Origin of the sequence: Sphingomonas sp. (assembly GCF_017744835.1) — a bacterium.
In the GTDB taxonomy this organism is placed as follows: Bacteria; Pseudomonadota; Alphaproteobacteria; order Sphingomonadales; family Sphingomonadaceae; genus Sphingomonas.
On the sequence record NZ_JAGIAM010000003.1, the window covers coordinates 1 to 17743 of the forward strand.

Annotated in this window: 12 protein-coding genes; 8 read left to right on the forward strand and 4 right to left on the reverse strand. The window is 66.6% G+C overall.

Going from position 1 to position 17743, the window contains the following annotated elements; genetic code table 11:
* Positions 1–644 precede the first annotated feature (644 nt).
* The 3 genes from J7500_RS07865 to J7500_RS07875 all read left to right on the forward strand — a co-directional run bounded on the left by J7500_RS07865 (position 645) and on the right by J7500_RS07875 (position 5573).
* A complete protein-coding gene (locus J7500_RS07865; RefSeq protein WP_294061132.1) occupies positions 645–1109 on the forward strand; it encodes a hypothetical protein in 465 nt (154 codons plus the stop codon).
* Between the two features lie 231 nt (positions 1110–1340).
* Positions 1341–4406: a TonB-dependent receptor gene (locus J7500_RS07870; RefSeq protein ID WP_294061134.1), complete on the forward strand. Its 3066-nt coding sequence runs from the start codon at positions 1341–1343 to the stop codon at positions 4404–4406.
* A gap of 615 nt (positions 4407–5021) precedes the next feature.
* Positions 5022–5573, forward strand: a complete 552-nt coding sequence (locus J7500_RS07875) for a hypothetical protein (protein WP_294061135.1) — start codon at positions 5022–5024, stop codon at positions 5571–5573.
* Between the two features lie 162 nt (positions 5574–5735).
* Here J7500_RS07875 and J7500_RS07880 read toward each other — a convergent pair whose 3' ends face one another.
* Positions 5736–6296 (reverse strand): hypothetical protein, encoded by a 561-nt coding sequence (locus tag J7500_RS07880; RefSeq protein ID WP_294061136.1) that lies wholly within the window; start codon positions 6294–6296, stop codon positions 5736–5738.
* A gap of 161 nt (positions 6297–6457) precedes the next feature.
* Here J7500_RS07880 and J7500_RS07885 point away from each other — a divergent pair, with 161 nt between their 5' ends.
* On the forward strand, positions 6458–6892 hold the full coding sequence (locus tag J7500_RS07885) for a VOC family protein (RefSeq protein WP_294061137.1): 435 nt from the start codon (positions 6458–6460) through the stop codon (positions 6890–6892).
* Positions 6893–7425: 533 nt separating this feature from the next.
* Here the strand turns inward: J7500_RS07885 and J7500_RS07890 are convergent.
* Complete coding sequence (locus J7500_RS07890) at positions 7426–9621, reverse strand: hypothetical protein (protein ID WP_294061138.1); 2196 nt, start codon at positions 9619–9621, stop codon at positions 7426–7428.
* A 105-nt stretch (positions 9622–9726) separates the two neighbouring features.
* Entirely contained in the window at positions 9727–11193 is a 1467-nt protein-coding gene (locus J7500_RS07895) for a Gfo/Idh/MocA family oxidoreductase (RefSeq protein WP_294061139.1), read from the reverse strand.
* A 177-nt stretch (positions 11194–11370) separates the two neighbouring features.
* Here J7500_RS07895 and J7500_RS07900 point away from each other — a divergent pair, with 177 nt between their 5' ends.
* The 4 genes from J7500_RS07900 to J7500_RS07915 are packed head-to-tail and all read left to right on the forward strand — an operon-like array spanning position 11371 to position 16678.
* Complete coding sequence (locus J7500_RS07900) at positions 11371–12267, forward strand: amidohydrolase (protein WP_294061141.1); 897 nt, start codon at positions 11371–11373, stop codon at positions 12265–12267.
* A 12-nt stretch (positions 12268–12279) separates the two neighbouring features.
* Complete coding sequence (locus J7500_RS07905; protein WP_294061142.1) at positions 12280–13527, forward strand: MFS transporter; 1248 nt, start codon at positions 12280–12282, stop codon at positions 13525–13527.
* Complete coding sequence (locus tag J7500_RS07910) at positions 13524–15113, forward strand: glycoside hydrolase 43 family protein (protein WP_294061143.1); 1590 nt, start codon at positions 13524–13526, stop codon at positions 15111–15113. The genes J7500_RS07905 and J7500_RS07910 overlap by 4 nt, the downstream gene beginning before the upstream one ends.
* Positions 15110–16678: a glycoside hydrolase family 28 protein gene (locus J7500_RS07915; protein WP_294061144.1), complete on the forward strand. Its 1569-nt coding sequence runs from the start codon at positions 15110–15112 to the stop codon at positions 16676–16678. The genes J7500_RS07910 and J7500_RS07915 overlap by 4 nt, the downstream gene beginning before the upstream one ends.
* Here the strand turns inward: J7500_RS07915 and J7500_RS07920 are convergent.
* Positions 16672–17586 (reverse strand): DMT family transporter, encoded by a 915-nt coding sequence (locus J7500_RS07920; protein WP_294061145.1) that lies wholly within the window; start codon positions 17584–17586, stop codon positions 16672–16674. The genes J7500_RS07915 and J7500_RS07920 overlap by 7 nt on opposite strands.
* Between the last annotated feature and the right edge of the window lie 157 nt (positions 17587–17743).

Below are 17743 nucleotides of genomic sequence, written 5' to 3' on the forward strand. Positions count from 1 at the left end.
ACTCGGACGTGAAACCAGACAGCGCCGATGGTACTATCGCCTAAGCGATGGAAGAGTAGGTCGCCGCCAGGCATTGCAGCCTGCGTTAGCTCGCACGTTGGACCAAAACCCATTCACGATCGTCTTCCTCCGCCCACCTGGCCGAGGAAGCGCGGCATGCCGCCGCAGATTGCTCCGATTTCGCCGGAACACCGATTGCCCGCCTGGCCCTTGGCCTGAGCGGGCCATTCGTGCGTCTGCGCGCGGCGCAATCCGCATTCCGGCCCGACAATCGCCTCCGAAAGGGACGGGGATCGATTGGAGCCGCGTCGCCGCGCCCGTGCATAGCAGCCCCATCGCCGACGAAGGGGAGTGCGCGGGGTGGCCGGTTTCAAGCAGCTCGTCTCGATCAATTTCCAGGGGACGGTGATCCTCTTCGGCCGCGGCGCCGGCGAGGAAGGAACCGACATCTGGTTCAACGTCCTCGGCGCCGACGTGCAGAACGACACGCCGGTGCTGCGCTGGTCGGGCTTCACGCGGCTCGAGTTCACCAAACAGGTCCGTCAGGTCGGCATGAGCATCATCACGCTCGTCTGCGACGCGGCGACGATGCAGTCGACCCCGACACCGGCGCGCCGGTCGGCTCCGGTGGGGAGGGCCGGATCGTGCTCAGCGGCACCTGGCCCTTCCACCGTGCCGCGGTGCTGCTGCGCTACGAGAATGGCGACTGGGGCCGCTGGATCGGCCCGGGCGCGGACGGTTTCCCCGAGTTCGAGATGCTCGGCCGCACGCGCGACCTGGTGCGCTTCCGCGACCGGCAGGGGAGGCCGCATAGCGTACCCTCGGTCCCGATCCGCGAGGCGCTCGACGGCTTCGGCTTCGTCCCCAAGATCCCGCGCCCCCAGTTCGTGATCCATGTCGAGCCGGGCGCCGTCCCCACGGTCCGCATCGACGTCGAATGCTATGCGATTGCCGGCCCCGCCTGGCGCGCCCGCTCCGAAGAGGCGGTCCGCGCCGCGGTACTCGACCACCTCCCGGCCCTCCGCGCCGCCTGCAACGACGGTGACGCCCGGCTGGCAATCGGCCTCCATTTCCGCTCGCGCCTCACCAACCGCAGCTCGGTGATCTGACCCCCCACGCGCGATATTTCGACACAAGCCCGAAACAAACGCGTTGACGCCGATCCTCTCATCTGAGAGAATTGCGTTCCATAATATGGGAGAAGCCGAGAGGCTCCCCGGGGGAGGTTGCCCAGCTGCGGAACTGGGCCGGCGTTACGCGGCAGCAGACGGCCAGACAGGCCGCGCGGCCAACACCATCTCGTCCCTCGACGTCCGGCAACGAACCACAAGGGGATGAGGATGATTCGCATGATCTCGCGGCATGGGCTTCTGTCGACCACGAGCGTCGCCGCCGCGTGCCTGACCTTGCTTGCGACCGCGGCGCAGGCGCAGGAAGCGCAGACCGACCAACCGGCGGTGCAGCAAAGCGGAGAGAGTGAGCCGATCGTCGTCACCGGATCGCGCATCAAGCGCGACGGCTTCGACGCCTCCACACCGGTCTCGGTCGTCGGCGCAGAGGAAGTCACTCGCACCGGCACTGTCAATGTCGAGGAGCTGCTCAGCGAGACGCCGCAGTTCGTCCCCTCGACCAACGGCGGCGCCAGCTCGAACACCGTCCCCGGCGGCACCGCCGACGTGAACCTGCGCGGCTTCGGCAACACGCGCAACCTGGTGCTCGTCAACGGCCGCCGCTTCGCGATCTTCGGGCCCGAGCAGGTCACCGACATCAACACCATCCCCGCCGCGTTGATCGAGCGGACCGAAGTGGTCACCGGCGGCTCCTCGGCGGTCTATGGCTCGGACGCGATCACCGGCGTCGTCAACTTCATCCTGCGCCAGGACTTCGAGGGCGTGGAGGCGCGCGCGCAATACCGCACCGATGCCGCCACCTGGACTCCGGTCTACAGCGCCGACCTGACGCTCGGCACCAATTTCTCGGACGGCCGCGGCAACGTCACCGTTTCGGCCGGCTATCTCAAGCGCAAGGGCATCACCCGCGGCGAGCGCGGCGCCTGGGCGTTCGATTCGCTCGAGGACGGCTGCATCGTGCCCGGGTCGGGCAGCCCCAATGGCGCGGGCACCAGCTTCTCGAGCGCGACCGGCGCGGCGTGCACCGCGGCTGGCGGCGAGCTCGGCTTCCGCGCGGGCGGCAGCGGCGACATTCCCACCGGCCGCTTCTCGGGCATTCCGCTCCCCGGATCGGCACAGTCCAACGCGGGCCTCAACGCCGCCTATGCCGGCGCGGGTCTCACCGGCATGGGCTCGTTCGGCTTCACCTTCGACGAAGCCGGCAGCGCGGTGCGCCCCGCAGTCGATCCGGCCGATCGCTTCAACCTCGGCCCCGACAATTATCTGATCATCCCGCAGGAACGCTGGATGATCAACAGCTTTGGCCATTACGACTTCAACGACGCGCTGACCGGATACGTCGAGCTCCACTTCAGCAATAACCGCGTCAACGCGCGCCTCGCGCCGAGCAACCTCGGCGTGCCGACGCTGTTCGACGTCAACAATCCCTATCTCACCCCCGCGATGCAGGAAGTGCTGCGCCAGCTCGACCTGCGCGAGACGGGGACGACCACGGTCTCGGCCGGCTCGGCGAGCTACACCACCACGCCCGGCGACGGCCGCGCGGTGCTGACCGCGGGCAAGCGCTACAGCGAAGTGGGCCCGCGCATGGCGGACATGCGCCGCAACGTGTTCCGCGTCGCCACCGGCTTCCGCGGCGACCTGGGCAGCGCGTCGGAGAACTTCCTCACCGATCTCTCCTACGACGTCTATTACAGCTACGCCCGCAGCGAAGAGACCACGATCCTGCGCAACGCCATCTCGCGCAGCCGCATCCAGGCGTCGGTGCTGCGCGGCGCAGGCGGCGCGGCGCCGGTGTGCAATATCTTCGGCCTCAGCATCGATGATGCCTGCGCCAACGCCATCCGCGTCACTGCCACCAACACCACGGTCGCGGAGATGCAGGTGGCGTCGGGCAACATCTCGGGCAATCTCTTCCGCCTGCCCGCCGGCCAGGTCGGCTTCTCGGCCGGCGTCGAGTGGCGGCGGACCGAGGCGGTGTTCACCCCCGACTCCTTCCTCGCATCGGGCGACGTCGCAGGCTTCAACCCCGGCCTGCCGACCGGCGGCAGCGTCAGCGCCAAGGAAGTGTTCGGTGAAGTCCGCGTGCCGCTGATCCACAACACGCCGATGATCGACAGCCTCGTCGTCAACGGCGCCTTCCGCTACTCGGACTATGACCTCGAGGGCGTCGGCGGCCAGTGGACCTATCTGGGCGGGCTCGAATGGCGGCCGGTGCGGGACGTCACTTTCCGCGGCCAGTATCAGCGCGCTATCCGCGCGCCCAACGTCGGCGAGCTCTACGGGGGCACGCGCCGCAGCTTCGAAAGCGCGATCGATCCCTGTTCGGACCGCCAGCCCGCCGCGCAGCGCACCGACGCGGTCCGCGCAGTGTGCGCCGCCACCGGCGTGCCGGCCGGCAACATCTTCGGCGCGATCCAGCCCAACACGATCATCCCGACCGATTTCGGCGGAAACCCGAACCTGGGGCCGGAAAAGTCCGACACCTGGACCGCGGGCGTGGTCTTCACGCCCAGCTTCCTGCCGCGCTTCCGGGCGAGCGTCGACTATTTCAACATCGAGCTCGAAGGCGCGATCGCGGCGCTGGGCGGCGGGCTGAGCAACACGCTCAACCTCTGCTACAACGTCATCCAGGACGCGGGCAGCGAGTTCTGTCGCGCCGTGCAGCGCGATCCCGCCAACGGCGAGATCCGCGATCCCTTCGCGGTGCAGGTGCGCAACGCCAACACCGGCGCGCTCAAGACCTCGGGCATCGATATCGCCGCGCGCTACAGCGTGCCGCTCGGCGGCGGGAATCTCTCCTTCGCCACCGACTGGACCTACACCTATGAGTTCACGCTGACGCCGCTCCAGGCGATGCCCGACATCAAGAACTATTGCGCGGGATCGTTCGGCAGCACCTGCGGCGAGCCGCTCCCCAATTGGCGCGGCAACAGCCGCATCACCTGGGATGCGGGCGACTTCAGCGCGAGCCTGCGGCACCGCTACATCGGCAGCGTCACCAACGATCGCTACATCCTGCCGACCCGCGCAGGCTCGGCGACCGCGCCGGCGCTGAATACGCTGGTCTATCCGGTGCTGAAGGCGCAGCATTATTTCGACCTGTCGCTCAGCTACGACTTCGCCAAGGGCATGCAGATCTACGGCGGCGTCAACAACCTGACCGGTAACGAGCCCCCGATCGTCGGCTCCCCGCAGATCCGCTCGAACACCTATCCGGCGACCTACGACGTGCTGCGGCAGGAGTTCTACATCGGCGCGGTGCTAAAGTTCTGAGGCACTGGGCCAAGATTGGAGAAGGGGGCGCAGCTTCGGCTGCGTCCCTTTTTTGGGGCTCGAAACGCTGAGGTTGCGCAGACTTGGTCTTCGCGTAACGGAGGCTTAGTCGGAGCTGGGTGAGGGGATCACCCTATCGTCGATCCGCTCGGCCACCAGCGATCCTTCATCCAACCTTCGCTAGGCAGCAATCTGCCAAGCTGCGGTATCCTTCTCCCTCCGGAGAAGGTTTGGATGGCGGCTAACGCCCCGTTTTCGGACCTTTGCGCCTACCGACGTCTTGCTTCAAAGCTGTCGTTCGTTCATCCATCCGCGATGGTCAGCGGCTCACCTCGTCATGTGGCGCTAGCTTCGGCCTGCTCACTCTCGGTTATGGTAGCCGGCTGCGAGGGTGCCACGCCCCCCATCCAGAACCGCGTCTTGAAGCCAGATAAAGCTCAGGTCGCTTTCTTCGACCGGCCTGTGGCTCTGGCCGACGCACGAGCTTCTTCAATACCAACCCCTCTGATAGTTATGCTGGCGTCTGATCCATGGCTCAGCGTTGTCGGTTCCGATTCACCGAGGTTCGCGCTCTACAGTGATGGGACTGCTATCTTCGCAACCACGACGGGGTACATGTCGACAAAATTCGACGGTCGTCAATTAAAGACGTTTTTCGATGCATTCGACCGTCGTGAGTTGAGAAACCTGTCTGGCAGATATGAGGCTGATGATGCTACGGATCAACCAGGCAACGATCTACTTATATATGATCGCGATACGCCGTTCTATATAAGCGTGTATGGGTCTCTGGAGAACCAATCTGTAAGACTCAAGTTGCCGGAGGCAGTTGTCGTTTCCTTTGATCGATTGATTAAGTTTTCCTCTTCAAATGCACGAGCTTGGCTGCCGAGTGTAGTTGAGGTTATGGTGTGGCCGTACGAGTACGCCCCTGACCGGTCGATTTTCTGGCCCGAGCGTTGGCCGGGCTTGAAGGCTCCCACTACGCGGAAGGATGGCGATTCTTACAGCATCTTCCTGCCGTCGTCCGAGCTACCCGCATTGAAGGCCTTTCTGGCAACTCGGAAAGAAAAGGGCGCCGTCGAAATCGACGGCCATAAATGGGCGGCCAGCATTCGGCTGCCTTTTCCCCACGAGGCCCTTTGGACGGCACCGAAGACGAGATAAGACCGTACGCGATGGCGCGACTGCACCTAGTGCCAGCTGAAAGCTGCCATTCCGTATTCCACCCGATTTCGGCCTTTCGCCGCTGCCCCAAATTGGGCGCCGGAAGCGGACGAGCGTCAATGCGCGGGTTGCGGCCGCCGACCCTGCAAACCCCAAGCAGACCTATTTCTGCACGGGCTCCGCAGGAGCAGTTTCGGCGAGCTTCGACGAACATTCGCGCAGCTTTGCCACGGCGTCAGACGCATTGAGATAAAGGCTCGTCGTCACCAACGGGCCGAAGAACAGCGTGATGATATCGTGGGACGCGAGGTCCCGGAGGATGTGCTGAACGTCCGGCCCACCCGTAAACAAATGGGTGAAGAGATAGCCGTCGTTCTTCTGAATTTGAAAAGGCTGGCTGCCCCATGACTCGTCCATCGACTTCCCTTTCAGGAACGCCAGACGGAAGTCGAGCGAGTCAGTGAGCACGGGGAGCTTGGGTTTGCGAGCGGCCCAGTTGAGCGACACAATCTGTCGCTGCGCGTCGTAGACGACGATCAGCCCCTGGGCATCCTCCGGGACAGGGCTGGCGTACTCGCGCCCCATCACGCACATCCGATGATTCTCGGCGGTAATTCGCCAATCACCGACCATGGCATAGGGTTCGCTGACTCGTTCCGCCTGTGCCGTGCTTGCGGTCAGCAGCGCGCACGCGCCCAATATCTTGCCCCTCAACCCGATCATCCCTCGATGCGATTTCCAAACGAGCGTCGTAGAGCGGCAAGCGTTAAGGGATTGGCGCACGACTTCGAATGTCCGGTGGCCGCCACTTCCACCCATTGGCGGGAGCGCGCCGGCTGCTACGATCCGCGGCCGAGTCGCGAACCCGCCGCGGGAGAAGCATCATGCGCGCACAACCGCTGATCGCCGTCGCCGATGTCGAAGCGAGCAGCCGATGGTACCAGCAACTGCTCGGCTGCCGCAGCGATCATGGCGGCCCGGCCTATGAGCGCCTGGTGTCGAACGGCGAGCTCGTCCTTCAGCTTCACAGCTTCGAGGTCGAGCACGATCATGGGGCGATAGGCGACCCCGACGACCGCCCGTTCGGCAACGGCGTCCTGCTGTGGTTCGAAGTCAATGATTTCGACGAGGCGGTCCGGCGGAGCGAAGCGATGAAGGCGGAGGTCTTCCTGCCCGTGCACCGAAATCCCCCGCCGCCGGAAGAGGGCGGGCCCAACCACTGGGAAATCTGGCTGACCGACCCGGACGGCTACCGAGTCGTGCTGTCGAGCCCCGACGGCTCGGCCGATGGGGATTGGACGCCGTCAAAGCCGGGGTGATGGGGGGCTAGTGGGTGGAAAACGGCCGTTCAAACCTTCTCCGGAGGGAGAAGGATAGCGCAGCTTGGCAGCTCGCTGCCTAGCGGAGCTTGGATGAGGGGATCCCCTCTCGATAGCGGGACACCCTCACCCAGCTCCGACTAAGGCCCCGCTTCGCCGGACCTAAGTCTGCGCAACCCTCTCCCACGGGGAGAGGGATTTAATGTCCCAACCAGGGCGGGGAGGTCATCCGCGCGAGGGCCATTCCCTGCGTCCGCCCACAACGCGCTTCTTGCAAAGTAGGATTTCGCTTGCTTGGCTGGTCGTCCGCCGGTCTCGGTCGGCGGCGCTCTTTGAACTGTCGGGCATGGTGGACCATCTTCCGAGGATGGCGAAAAACCCCGCGGAAGGTGTCAACTTTGTCAACTTCCAGCGGACATGCGACAAGCGCGCGGTCTCCGTCTCGCGACATTCTCTTGCGTTCCGGCGCAACGAAATTGCCCAAAACGCGGGAAAAGTGGGAAGTTAGCCCGGCGCGCCGCTACTTCCCCCACTCACGGAACCGCGCGCACTTCCTCCACGCGCACCTTCCAGCCTTTGGGAAACCCAGGCGCCGCCCCCTGCGACCCGCCCCACCCCGCGCTCATCATCGCCACTGCAAGCAGCAGCGAACCGTTGGACGGGAAATAGGTCTCCGCCGCCCGCGCAAAGCCGGGGCCATCGGGACCGACGCCCGCCTGCGCCGCCGCCGGCCCGACGAGTTGCTTCTCTTCCTCCAGATGCACGCGCGGCGTCATGCCGCTCACGCCCCAGCGGTTGTTGGGCAGGTCGCGGAACAGCCAGTCGACGGCATTGTCGCGCTCGCCGAGCCGGGCGGCGGTCATCGCGACGGTGGGGAAGTCCCAGCCCCAGGTCTGCCGCAGGTCCCAATGCGCCTCGGTGGCGCGCAGCGTGCGGCGCATCGTCGCCGGATCGGTACGGCTCCCGCCGATCAGCCCCCAGGCGAGCAGGAAGGAGGGATGGTCGCGGTTGAGGCAGTCGGGCGACCTCGCACGGCCGCTGCACGCGCGCGACATTGCCCGGGTCCAGAAATCGGGCGCGGTCTCGACCGGCAGGTACAGCCCGTCGCGCTGCGGCGGCGGGGTGAGCGCGGCGATCGCTTCGTCCCACTTCGCCTCGCGCTTCAATCCGCGCCGCTCGCGCCAGCGCTGCGCGGTCTCCAGCCCCCAGCGGAAGAATTCGAGCTCGAAGCCCGGGTTCACCGTGGTGAGCGGCGGGTGGTTCTCCTGCGCGGGGATGATCGGCGGGCCGAGCACCAGCCGGCCGCCCTCGTGCCGCGGCCAGCTCGCCAGCAGCCGCGCGGTCTGGTCGACCAGCTCGGCATAGCGGTCGAGCGTCGCGCGGTCGCCGCGGGCGCGCCACACCAGCTCGGCCATGTAGATCGGCGCGGGCTGCTGCCACATGATGAAGGGATTGACCGTGCTGGGGCTGTTCCAGCCTTCGGGACCCGACATCTTGGTCCACCAGGCGCCCACGACGCGGTGCCGCGCCGCCACTTCGCGGGCGCGGGGGAGCATCGAGACATACCAGCGCAGGCTGCGCTCGAGCGGGGCGGGGCGGCCCCAGGCGGCCCAGTGCGCGAGGTGGAGCGGCTGGACCTCGAGGTGGAACTTGCCGTTCCAGCTGTTCGAGAACAGCCCTTCCTCCTGCGGCGGATACTCGCCGGCCTGGTTGATCGCGGCGAGATATTGGGAGAGCACCACCCGGCGCTCCAGCTCGGCGGCGCGCGGATCGGCGCTGCCCGAAAAGTCGATCATCCCGCCTTTCGACCAATAGTCGCGCCAGTGGCGGGTCGTGGCGGCGGGATCATAGGCGCCAGGCGTCTGGCGGGCGCGGTCGAAGCTGACCGTGACGGTCAGCCGGTCGCCCTGCCGCGCGAGCACGCGGAAGCGGTGCGGACCGGTCTCGGCGATGCCGGCCGAGGGGGCGGCGATAGCGGAATAATAGCGGGTGGAATCGATCGTGCGCTCGATCTCGAGGCGCCCGGGGCTATGGGCGAGCACCCGCGTGTGGTGCCCGGCGTCGTTGCTCCAATCGGAAGGGTCCGGGTTGAGCCTGGCCGACACGCCCGGATAGCGCACGTCCACGCCGATCCGCCCGCGCGCGACCAGAGGCGAGCGGATCGAGACCATCACCATGTCGCGGTCGGGATGGACGCGCGTCTCCACCGTCACCGGCGCGCCGTCGAAGACGAAACGGCTGGTCAGCGTGCCCGTCCACAGGTCGAGCCGCTGGTGCGGGCTGGTGATATCGCTGAAGGCGGCCTGGCTTCCGTCGACGCGGAGCAGCGCCAGCCCCAGACGGCCGAGCGAGAAGCGGTGCGGGTTCTCGCGCAGCCACTGCAGCGCGGGCCGCTTCTCGATCTCGGACCAGTCGCGGATCCAGGGATAGGGCTGCTCGCCGCGGCCGGGGACGGGGACCATCACCATCCCGTCCGCCTCGGTGAAGCCAGCCGGGTTGGGGAAGCTGTGCCATGCCCATTGCGCCATCGTCAGCAGCGGGGCGATCGGCGAATATTGCTCGGGGAAGGTCTGGAGCCCGGTGATGTCGGCGGTGAAGCCCAGGTTGCCGTTGCCCAGCATCAGCGGCGCATGGGGATCGACGCGGCTGAGCTCGACGTCGTGGCGCGCCACCAGCGCGTGCCGGTCGATCCGCTGGGCGAGGGCAGGGGAGGCGAGCGCAATCAACAACCCCGTCACCCCCGCGAAGGCGGGGGCCCAGGAGTCGCGAGCAATGCCCTTCGAGGCTCTGGGTCCCCGCCCTCGCGGGGATGACGGGTTATGGGCGCACATCCCTCAGCCGAGCTTGCCGGTGCGCATCGGCATCGGCACCGGGGTCTTGTGGCCGGGCATCGGCGGGAGCACGGGCAGGTCGAGCCCGGTGACCAGATCGGCGATCTTCACTGGCTGGCCGGTCTGGAAGCATTTGTTCGCCGCGATGCCGATCAGGCACGAGGCTGCGCCGCCGCGCTCGTCGGCAGCGCGCAGCAGCGGGTCCTCGGGGGCGTCGGGATCGAAGATGTCGGCGAGCATCACGGCATCGCCGCCGCCGTGCGATCCCGCGCCCGTGTCGGGCGTGATTTCCTGCGCCTCGCCGCGCATCGGGATGATCCGCGTCTTGATCCGGTCCTCGTCGCGCTCGTTGCTCGCCCCCGCGACGCCGCCCTGCTCGATGACGCTATGCTCGAGCCGGCCCTTGGTCCCGTTGAAGGCGACATGATAGCCCTCCCAGGCGTTGAACGCATTGAGGCTGTAGCTGAGCGTGGCGCCACCGGCATAGCTGACGATGACGTTCATCGTGTCCTCGATGCTGATCTCGGGCCGCCAGACGCACTGGTCGCGGAAATAGCCATCGTACTTCTCGTTATCGAGGTAGAGCGCCTTCAGCCCCGGATCGGCGGCAAGGTCGAAGAAGAAGGTGCATTTGTCCTTCTCCGGGCAGGTGTGGCAACGTTGGTGCGCGCCCTGGAGCCCGAAGCGCTTCGCCATCTCGGGCGTGTAGAAGTCGCGCTTACCCACCGCTTGAACCGACACCGGCATGTCCGAGAGCCACCAGTTGACCAGGTCGAAATGGTGCGTCGCCTTGTGCACCATCAGCCCGCCCGAGATCGCCTTGTTCGAGTGCCAGCGCCGGAAATAGTCGGCGCCGTGGACGGTGTTGAGCAGCCAGTGGAAGTCCACCGAGAGCACGTCGCCGATCACGCCGGACATCAGCAGCTGCTTCACCTGGCTCCGGAAGGGCGAATAGCGATAGTTGAAGGTGACGCGGATGTGCCGGCCGCTGCGCTTGACCGCATCGAGGATGTGCTGCGCCTTCTCGGCGGTCATGGTCATCGGCTTCTCGGTGATGACGTCGCAGCCGGCATCGAGCGCGCGGACGATATAGCCGTCGTGGAAGGCGTCGGGCGGGGTGACGATCACTGCGTCGGGCTTCTGCTCGCGCAGCATCTTGTCGAAGTCGCTGGCGAGATAGGGCTTGGGTGGCTTGGCGCCGGCCTGGATCGCGCGCGCGGCGACATGGTCGAGCCGGCCCGGATTGACGTCGCACACCGCGACAAGCTCGCCGTTCGCCTTGTGCGTGCCCCACAACGCGTCCTGGTACATGCGGTTGCGGCTGCCCACGCCGACGGCGACATAGCGCTTGCGCCCGCCCGCGGCAGCGCTTGCAGGGACGCTTTCCAGCGCCGCTGCCACCGCCGTGCCCGCGGCCAGCCCCTTCATCACGTCGCGACGGCCAACGGCCGTTCCCTCCAAAGCCTTCATCCTCTACCCTCTCGCATCGCGGGCGTTCGGCCCGTCCGGACCAAATGTATCACCCGGTCCAACATGCGCAATTGCTCGTCACATGATGGGAGAAGGGCCGTTTCGGGGTTTGACGACCAACTTCTCAACCCTTAACACGTAGTTCCAGAATGTAGAACACGAAGCGAAGGAGGGGGAATGGAGCGGCTGCCGTTCATCGATGCGCACGTCCATCTGTGGGACCTCGCTCGCATCCGCTACGCCTGGTTGACGCCGCCCTTCTCGGACGACGGCCCCAACGGGAGCGTCGAGCCGATCGCTTCGACCTATCTGCTCGATGATTATCGCCGCGAGTCGGCGGGCTGGAACGTCGTTGGCATGGTGCATGTCGATGCCGGCGCCGATGCGGCCCAGGCGCTCGACGAGACCGACTGGCTGCAGGACATGGCGGACCGCGAAGGCATGCCCACCGGCATCGTCGCCTTCGCCGCGCTCGACGATCCCAATGTCGACGCGTTGCTCTACGACCATGTGCGCCGCCGCAACGTCCGCGGCATCCGCCACATAGTCAATTGGCATGCCGATCCGCGCCGCACCTACACCCCGCGCGACGTGACGCGCGACGAGGCCTGGCAGAAAGGCTTCGCTTTGCTCGGCAAGCACGGGCTCTCGTTCGACCTCCAGGCCTATCCGGGGCAGTTCGCGGGGCTCGCGGCGCTGATCGAGCGCCATCCTGACATCCCCGTGATCATCAACCACACGGGCATGGGCGTGGACGGCGAGGCGGACTGGCGCGAGGGCATGGACGCGCTCGCGGCGCTGCCCAATGTCGCGGTGAAGATCTCCGGCATGGGCTTCGTCTTCCGGCCGCTTAACGCCGAGGCGGTGCGCGCACGCACGCTCGCCGCGATCGACCTGTTCGGCATCGATCGCGCGATGTTCGCCAGCGATTTCCCCACCGACCGGCTGTTCGGCGGCTTCGACGAGACGCTGTCGATGCTCGCCGATGCCGTTTCCGATTTCACCGAGGGCGAGCGCCGCGCGCTCTTCGCCCGCAATGCCAATCGCATCTACCGGCTCGGGCTGGACGTCTAGGGAGACAGGATTTTGACCGCTGGTCAGGAGAACAACTGGCGCAACACCATCCTCGCGGGGTTGGCCAACTACATCGATGCCGGCTCGATCGTCGCCGGGTCGGTCGCGCTTGCGCTGTGGAAGCACGAATATGGGCTGAGCGACGCCTTCATTGGCCTGATCGGCGCGTTCAGCGCCAACGCCATCTCGGCGGGTATCGGCGCGCTGGTCGGTGGGATTTTGTGCGATAAGTTCGGGCGGAAGAAGATCTACCAGTACGATATGCTCTTCTATGCCTTTGGCATGATGTTCCTGGTGTTCGCGAACGCGCCCTGGATGATCGTGCTCGGCTTCGTTCTCGTCGGCCTGGCAGTGGGGGCGGACATTCCCGCGTCCTGGTCGCTGATCGCCGAGCAGGCGCCCGACAAGAAGCGCGGCGCCCATTCGGGCGTGGCGCAGTTGCTCTGGTATCTGGGCCCGGTCGCAGTACTGGTGGCGGGCTATTTCCTCCAGCCCTTCGGCATCGCGGGCGTCCGCTGGCTGTTCGTCCATCTTGCGGTGCTGGCGATCGCGCTCACCTTCCTGCGCTCGCGCATGGAGGAATCGAAGCGCTGGGAAGAGGCCAAGGCAGCGACCGCCGGCCAGGCGCTCAGCATCAACTGGCGCGAGCTGTTCAGCCCGCGCTATTTGGGCTCGGTCGTCTTCCTCGCCGCAATGTACGGCTTCTGGAATCTCTGGGCCGGCTATAACGGCTTCTTCACGCCCTATCTGATCGAGCAGAACAACCTGCCCGCCTGGACCGCGACGATGCTGCCGGCGAGCTACTTCCTGATCGGCATGTTCTCGATCCTGGGCATCTTCATGACGCTGTCGGACAAGGTGAACCAGCGGCTCCTGTTCGGCATCTCAGCAGCCCTGCATGTCTTCGGCATGGCGCTGCTCGCGATTTTCGGTTTCAAGCTCGAGATCGTGATCGCGCACATCGTCATCATGGGCATCGCGGGCGGCTTCGGCGCGCAGAGCTTCTTCCAGCTTTGGTCGGCCGAGCTCTTCCCGACGGCGATCCGCTCGACCGCACAGGGCGCCACCTTTGCGATCGTGCGCATCGGTCTCGGCATCTGGAGCCTCGCGGTGCCGGCACTCGCTGCGGGCAACTTCACCCTGCTCGCCTGGATCCTGACCGGCTTCCTCATTGCGTCGGGCGTGATCGGCCTGATCTGGGCGCCGCGCAACGAAGGCAAGTCGCTCGAACAGATCGACGCCGAGCGGCGGGCGGCGTGAGGGTGCGTCGCCTGCTCCTCGCGCTGGCCATGGGCGTCGCGGCTCCGGCCGCGGCGCAGCAGGCGACCTACACCAATCCGATCCTCTTCGCCGACTATTCGGACCCCGACGTGATCCGCGTCGGGGCCGACTATTATCTGGTCGCCTCGACTTTCCATTTCTCGCCTGGCATCCCGGTGCTGAAGTCGCGCGATCTCGTCCACTGGACGATCGTCGGTCATGTCCTGCCGCGGCTGCCCTTCGGCCCGCTCTACGACATGCCGGGCCCGCACACGCTCGACGACACCATCTCCAAACCGATCGGCGGCACCAAATATGCCAGCGGCGTCTGGGCGCCGTGCATCCGTCACCATGAAGGCAAGTTCTACGTCTATTGGTCCACGCCGGACGAAGGCATCTTCATGGCCACCGCCACCGATCCGGCGGGACCGTGGAGCACGCCCGTGACGGTGAAGGCCGGGCCCGGCTACGAAGACCCGTGCCCCTTTTGGGACGATGACGGCACCGCCTGGCTGGTTCATGGCAAGGTGGGGGCAGGGCCGCTGATCCTGCACCGCATGAGCCCTGACGGCACGCGACTGCTCGACGAGGGCAAGGTGATCGCCGAGGACAAGGAGAAGCTCCCGGTCCTCGAAGGTCCCAAGCTCTACAAGCGGAACGGCTGGTACTACATCTTCGCGCCGATCGGGGGGGTGGGGACCGGCCCCCAGGCCGTGGGCCGCGCGCGCAGCATCGAGGGGCCGTATGAGTGGCGCGTGGTGCTCGAGGCGGGCACCACCCCGGTGCAGGCGCCGCATCAGGGCGGCTATGTCGAGACGCCCTCGGGCCAGGGCTGGTTCGCGCATTTTAATCAGACCGGCGCCTTCGGCCGGATCGTGCATCTCCAGCCGGTCCAATGGGTAGACGACTGGCCGGTCATGGGCGACCCGATCCCGGGCAAGACATCCGGCCAGCCGGTGCTCAGCCATGCGATGCCCGATACCGGCGCGCCGCCCCCCAGCGATCGCATTCAGGATAGCGACGAGTTCGATCGGCCCCGGCTCGGCCTGCAATGGGAGTGGAACCACAATCCACAGGACAGCGCCTGGAGTCTCTCCGCGCGTCCGGGCTGGCTGCGGCTGACGGCGATGCCCGCCGAGCACCTCGTCACGGCCCGCAACACGCTCACCCAGATCCTGCAGGGGCCGCGCACGCGGATCACCACGCGGATCGATGTGCGCAACCTCTCCGACGGCCAGCGCGTGGGCCTCTCGCTGTTCGGCGTGCGGCCGAGTTGGGTGGGCGTGGTGCACACAGGCGCGCAGAACCGGCTGACCTTCGCGACCGAAGGCCGCGAGACAACTGGCCCCGTGCTCGCCAATGCGGCCGTGCTTTTGCGCGCCGAAGTGAGCGAGGGGCAGGTGGTCCGCTATTCCTACAGCCTCGACGAAGGGCGCAGCTTCGCCGCGTTCGGTGTGCCAACCTGGCTGGCGCGCTTCTCCTGGTGGAAGGGCTCGCGGCCGGCGTTGTTCAGCTTCACGCGCGGCCCGGCGCCCGCCGGGTTCGTCGACGTCGACTGGTTCCGGGTGGAGCACGAGGCGCAATGATCGATCGCCGTGCGCTGATGCTGGCGGGCGGGGCGGGGCTCGCCTCCGCGCTGCTGCCGCTCCCCGCCTGGGCCGATCCGCGGCTGGGCTTCCTCGACGTCCGGCGCTTCGGTGCCAAGGGCGACGGGCGGACGGTTGACACGCCGGCGATCAACAAGGCGATCGACGAAGCCGCCGCGCGCGGCGGCGGGACGGTGTTCTTTCCGGCGGGAACCTATGCCTGCTACACGATCCGGCTGAAGAGCAACGTCACGCTCCATCTCGACAATGGCGCGACGATCCTGGCCGCGCCGCCGCCGCAGGACGGACGCGGCGGCTATGACCTCGCCGATCCGATCGATCCGGTGGTCGCCACTTATCAGGACTATGGCCACAGCCACTGGCGCAACAGCTTGATCTGGGGCGAGGGGCTCCACGACATCGCTATCACCGGCGAGGGGCTGATCTGGGGCAAAGGGCTGGGCCGCGGCGACGGCAAGGACAACTGGCTCAAGGACCCGACCGGCCCCGGCACCGGCAACAAGGCGATCGCGCTCAAGAATTGCCGCAACGTGCTGCTGCGCGACTTCCGCGTGCTCGAAGGCGGCTGGTTCGCGCTGCTGGCGACCGGCGTCGACAACATGACGATCGACAATCTGCTGGTCGACACCAACCGCGACGGCTTCGACATCGACTGCTGCCGCAATGTCCGCGTCACGCGCTGCACGGTCAATTCGCCGTGGGACGACGGCATCTGCCCCAAGAGCAGCTTCGCGCTCGGCTATCCGCGCATCACCGAGAATCTGACGATCTCGGACTGTTTCGTCACCGGCAACTACCAAGTCGGCTCAGTGCTCGACGGCAGCTGGAAGCCGATGCCGCGCGAGTTCGCGCCCAACGTCCATGGCCGCATCAAGTTCGGCACCGAGACCAACGGCGGCTTCCGCAACATCGCGATCACCAACTGCGTGTTCGACCAGAGCCAGGGCCTCGCGCTCGAGACCGTCGACGGCGGCGTGTTCGAGGATGTCGTGATCAGCAACATCACGATGCGCGCTAACTTCAGCTCGCCCTTGTTCCTGCGGCTGGGCAAGCGGATGCGCGGCCCCGCGGGGCGGCCGATCGGTACGATGAAGCGCATCCTCATCCAGAACCTCACCAGCTCTGGCGGGCCGCTGTTGCCTTCCATCATCGCCGGGCTGCACGAGCGGCCGATCGAGGACGTGAAGATCAGCGACGTCTACCTCGGCCAGCGCGGCGGCGCGCCCGAGGCGATGGCGCATGTCGTGCCGCCCCTCGCCGAACTCGCCTATCCCGAACCCAACATGTTCGGAGATCTGCCCGCCACCGGCTTCTTCGTGCGTTGCGCGCGCAACCTCGAGATGAGCAACATCGAGGTTGGGGTCGAGACGCCCGATCCCCGCCCGGCCTTCCGGCTCGAGGACGTACAGGGCGCCGACTTCTTCCGCGTGCGCACCCCCAAGGGCCCGGCCTTCTCGCTCAAGCAAGTCGAGGGCTTTCGCGTGTTCGGCAGCCCGGGCCGCGCCGACGTATTGGTCGCGAAGGCGGAGCTGGCGACCTACTGAGCCGCGCGCGCGGCGCGCGCCTCGCTGACAACGGGCGCGACGATCCCGGCGAGGATCAGCGCCATCCCGGCGAGATGATAGCCGTGCAGTGGCTCGCCCAGGATGGCGGCCGCCAGCAGGGCGCCGAACAGCGGCATCAGCGTGATCGCCTGACCCGACTTGGCCGGGCCGATCGAGGCCACCGCGGCGTTGAACAGCGCATAGGCGACCACCGAGGGCAGCACCGCGACATAGGCGATCGCGCCGATCACTTCGGGCGTCCAGCGGATGCGCAGTATCTCGTGCCATTCCGTGGCGGCGAGTGGTAGCATTGCGACCACGCCGATCGCGAAGGTGGCTCCCAGAAAGCTCAGCGCATGCAGTGCGGGACGGAGCCGGAGCAGCGAGGTGTAGAAGGACCAGGCGACCACGCCGCACAGGATCAGTGCGTCGCCCCGATTGAACGCGACGTCAGCCAGCGCCGTCAGGTGCCCATGGAAGACGATGAAGATCACGCCGAGCGTCGAAAGGAGCACGCCCGCAACCGCCATCCCGCGGGGCTTCACTCGGAAGATCACCAGGTCGATCACCAGCACCAGGGCCGGGATCATCGCCTGAAGCAGCAGCCCGTTGCTCGCGGTGGTATAGTGCAGCCCGGTGTAGAGAAAGGCATTGAACGCGGCCACGCCGAGCAAGCCGAGCAGCAACACCCGCGCCCAGTTGCGCGCGATCGCCGCACGCTCTGCGACGAGGTGCCGCCAGGCGAAGGGAAGCACCACCAGCAGCGCGCCGGTCCAGCGCAGCAGCGCCAAGGTGAGCGGCGGGATTTCGTCGCGGGTCGCGCGCGCTACGATCGAGTTGCCGGCCCAGAGCAGCATGACGAGCGCGAGCATGAGAAAGGCGGCGGTTTGCGGGCGCAGACGGATCATTCCGGGCCCAATGCGCAACTACGTGGGCAAAAGCGAGAGGGAAGGACTCTCCAAGGACTCGCGAATCTCGTGCTGGGAACATGAAAACGGTTACTCCCAGAATGCGGAATAATTGCTGAAATTGCACTCCTCGGGCGCTGTGTTGTGGGTGCAACAC

Excerpts from the sequence above, each read along its gene's own strand:
- J7500_RS07915 (WP_294061144.1), top strand. The coding sequence starts at position 15,110 with ATGATCGATCGCCGTGCGCTGATGCTGGCGGGCGGGGCGGGGCTCGCC.
- J7500_RS07880 (WP_294061136.1), bottom strand. The coding sequence starts at position 6,296 with ATGATCGGGTTGAGGGGCAAGATATTGGGCGCGTGCGCGCTGCTGACC.
- J7500_RS07885 (WP_294061137.1), top strand. The coding sequence starts at position 6,458 with ATGCGCGCACAACCGCTGATCGCCGTCGCCGATGTCGAAGCGAGCAGC.
- J7500_RS07870 (WP_294061134.1), top strand. The coding sequence starts at position 1,341 with ATGATTCGCATGATCTCGCGGCATGGGCTTCTGTCGACCACGAGCGTC.
- J7500_RS07895 (WP_294061139.1), bottom strand. The coding sequence starts at position 11,193 with ATGAAGGCTTTGGAGGGAACGGCCGTTGGCCGTCGCGACGTGATGAAG.
- J7500_RS07920 (WP_294061145.1), bottom strand. The coding sequence starts at position 17,586 with ATGATCCGTCTGCGCCCGCAAACCGCCGCCTTTCTCATGCTCGCGCTC.
- J7500_RS07875 (WP_294061135.1), top strand. The coding sequence starts at position 5,022 with ATGTCGACAAAATTCGACGGTCGTCAATTAAAGACGTTTTTCGATGCA.
- J7500_RS07900 (WP_294061141.1), top strand. The coding sequence starts at position 11,371 with ATGGAGCGGCTGCCGTTCATCGATGCGCACGTCCATCTGTGGGACCTC.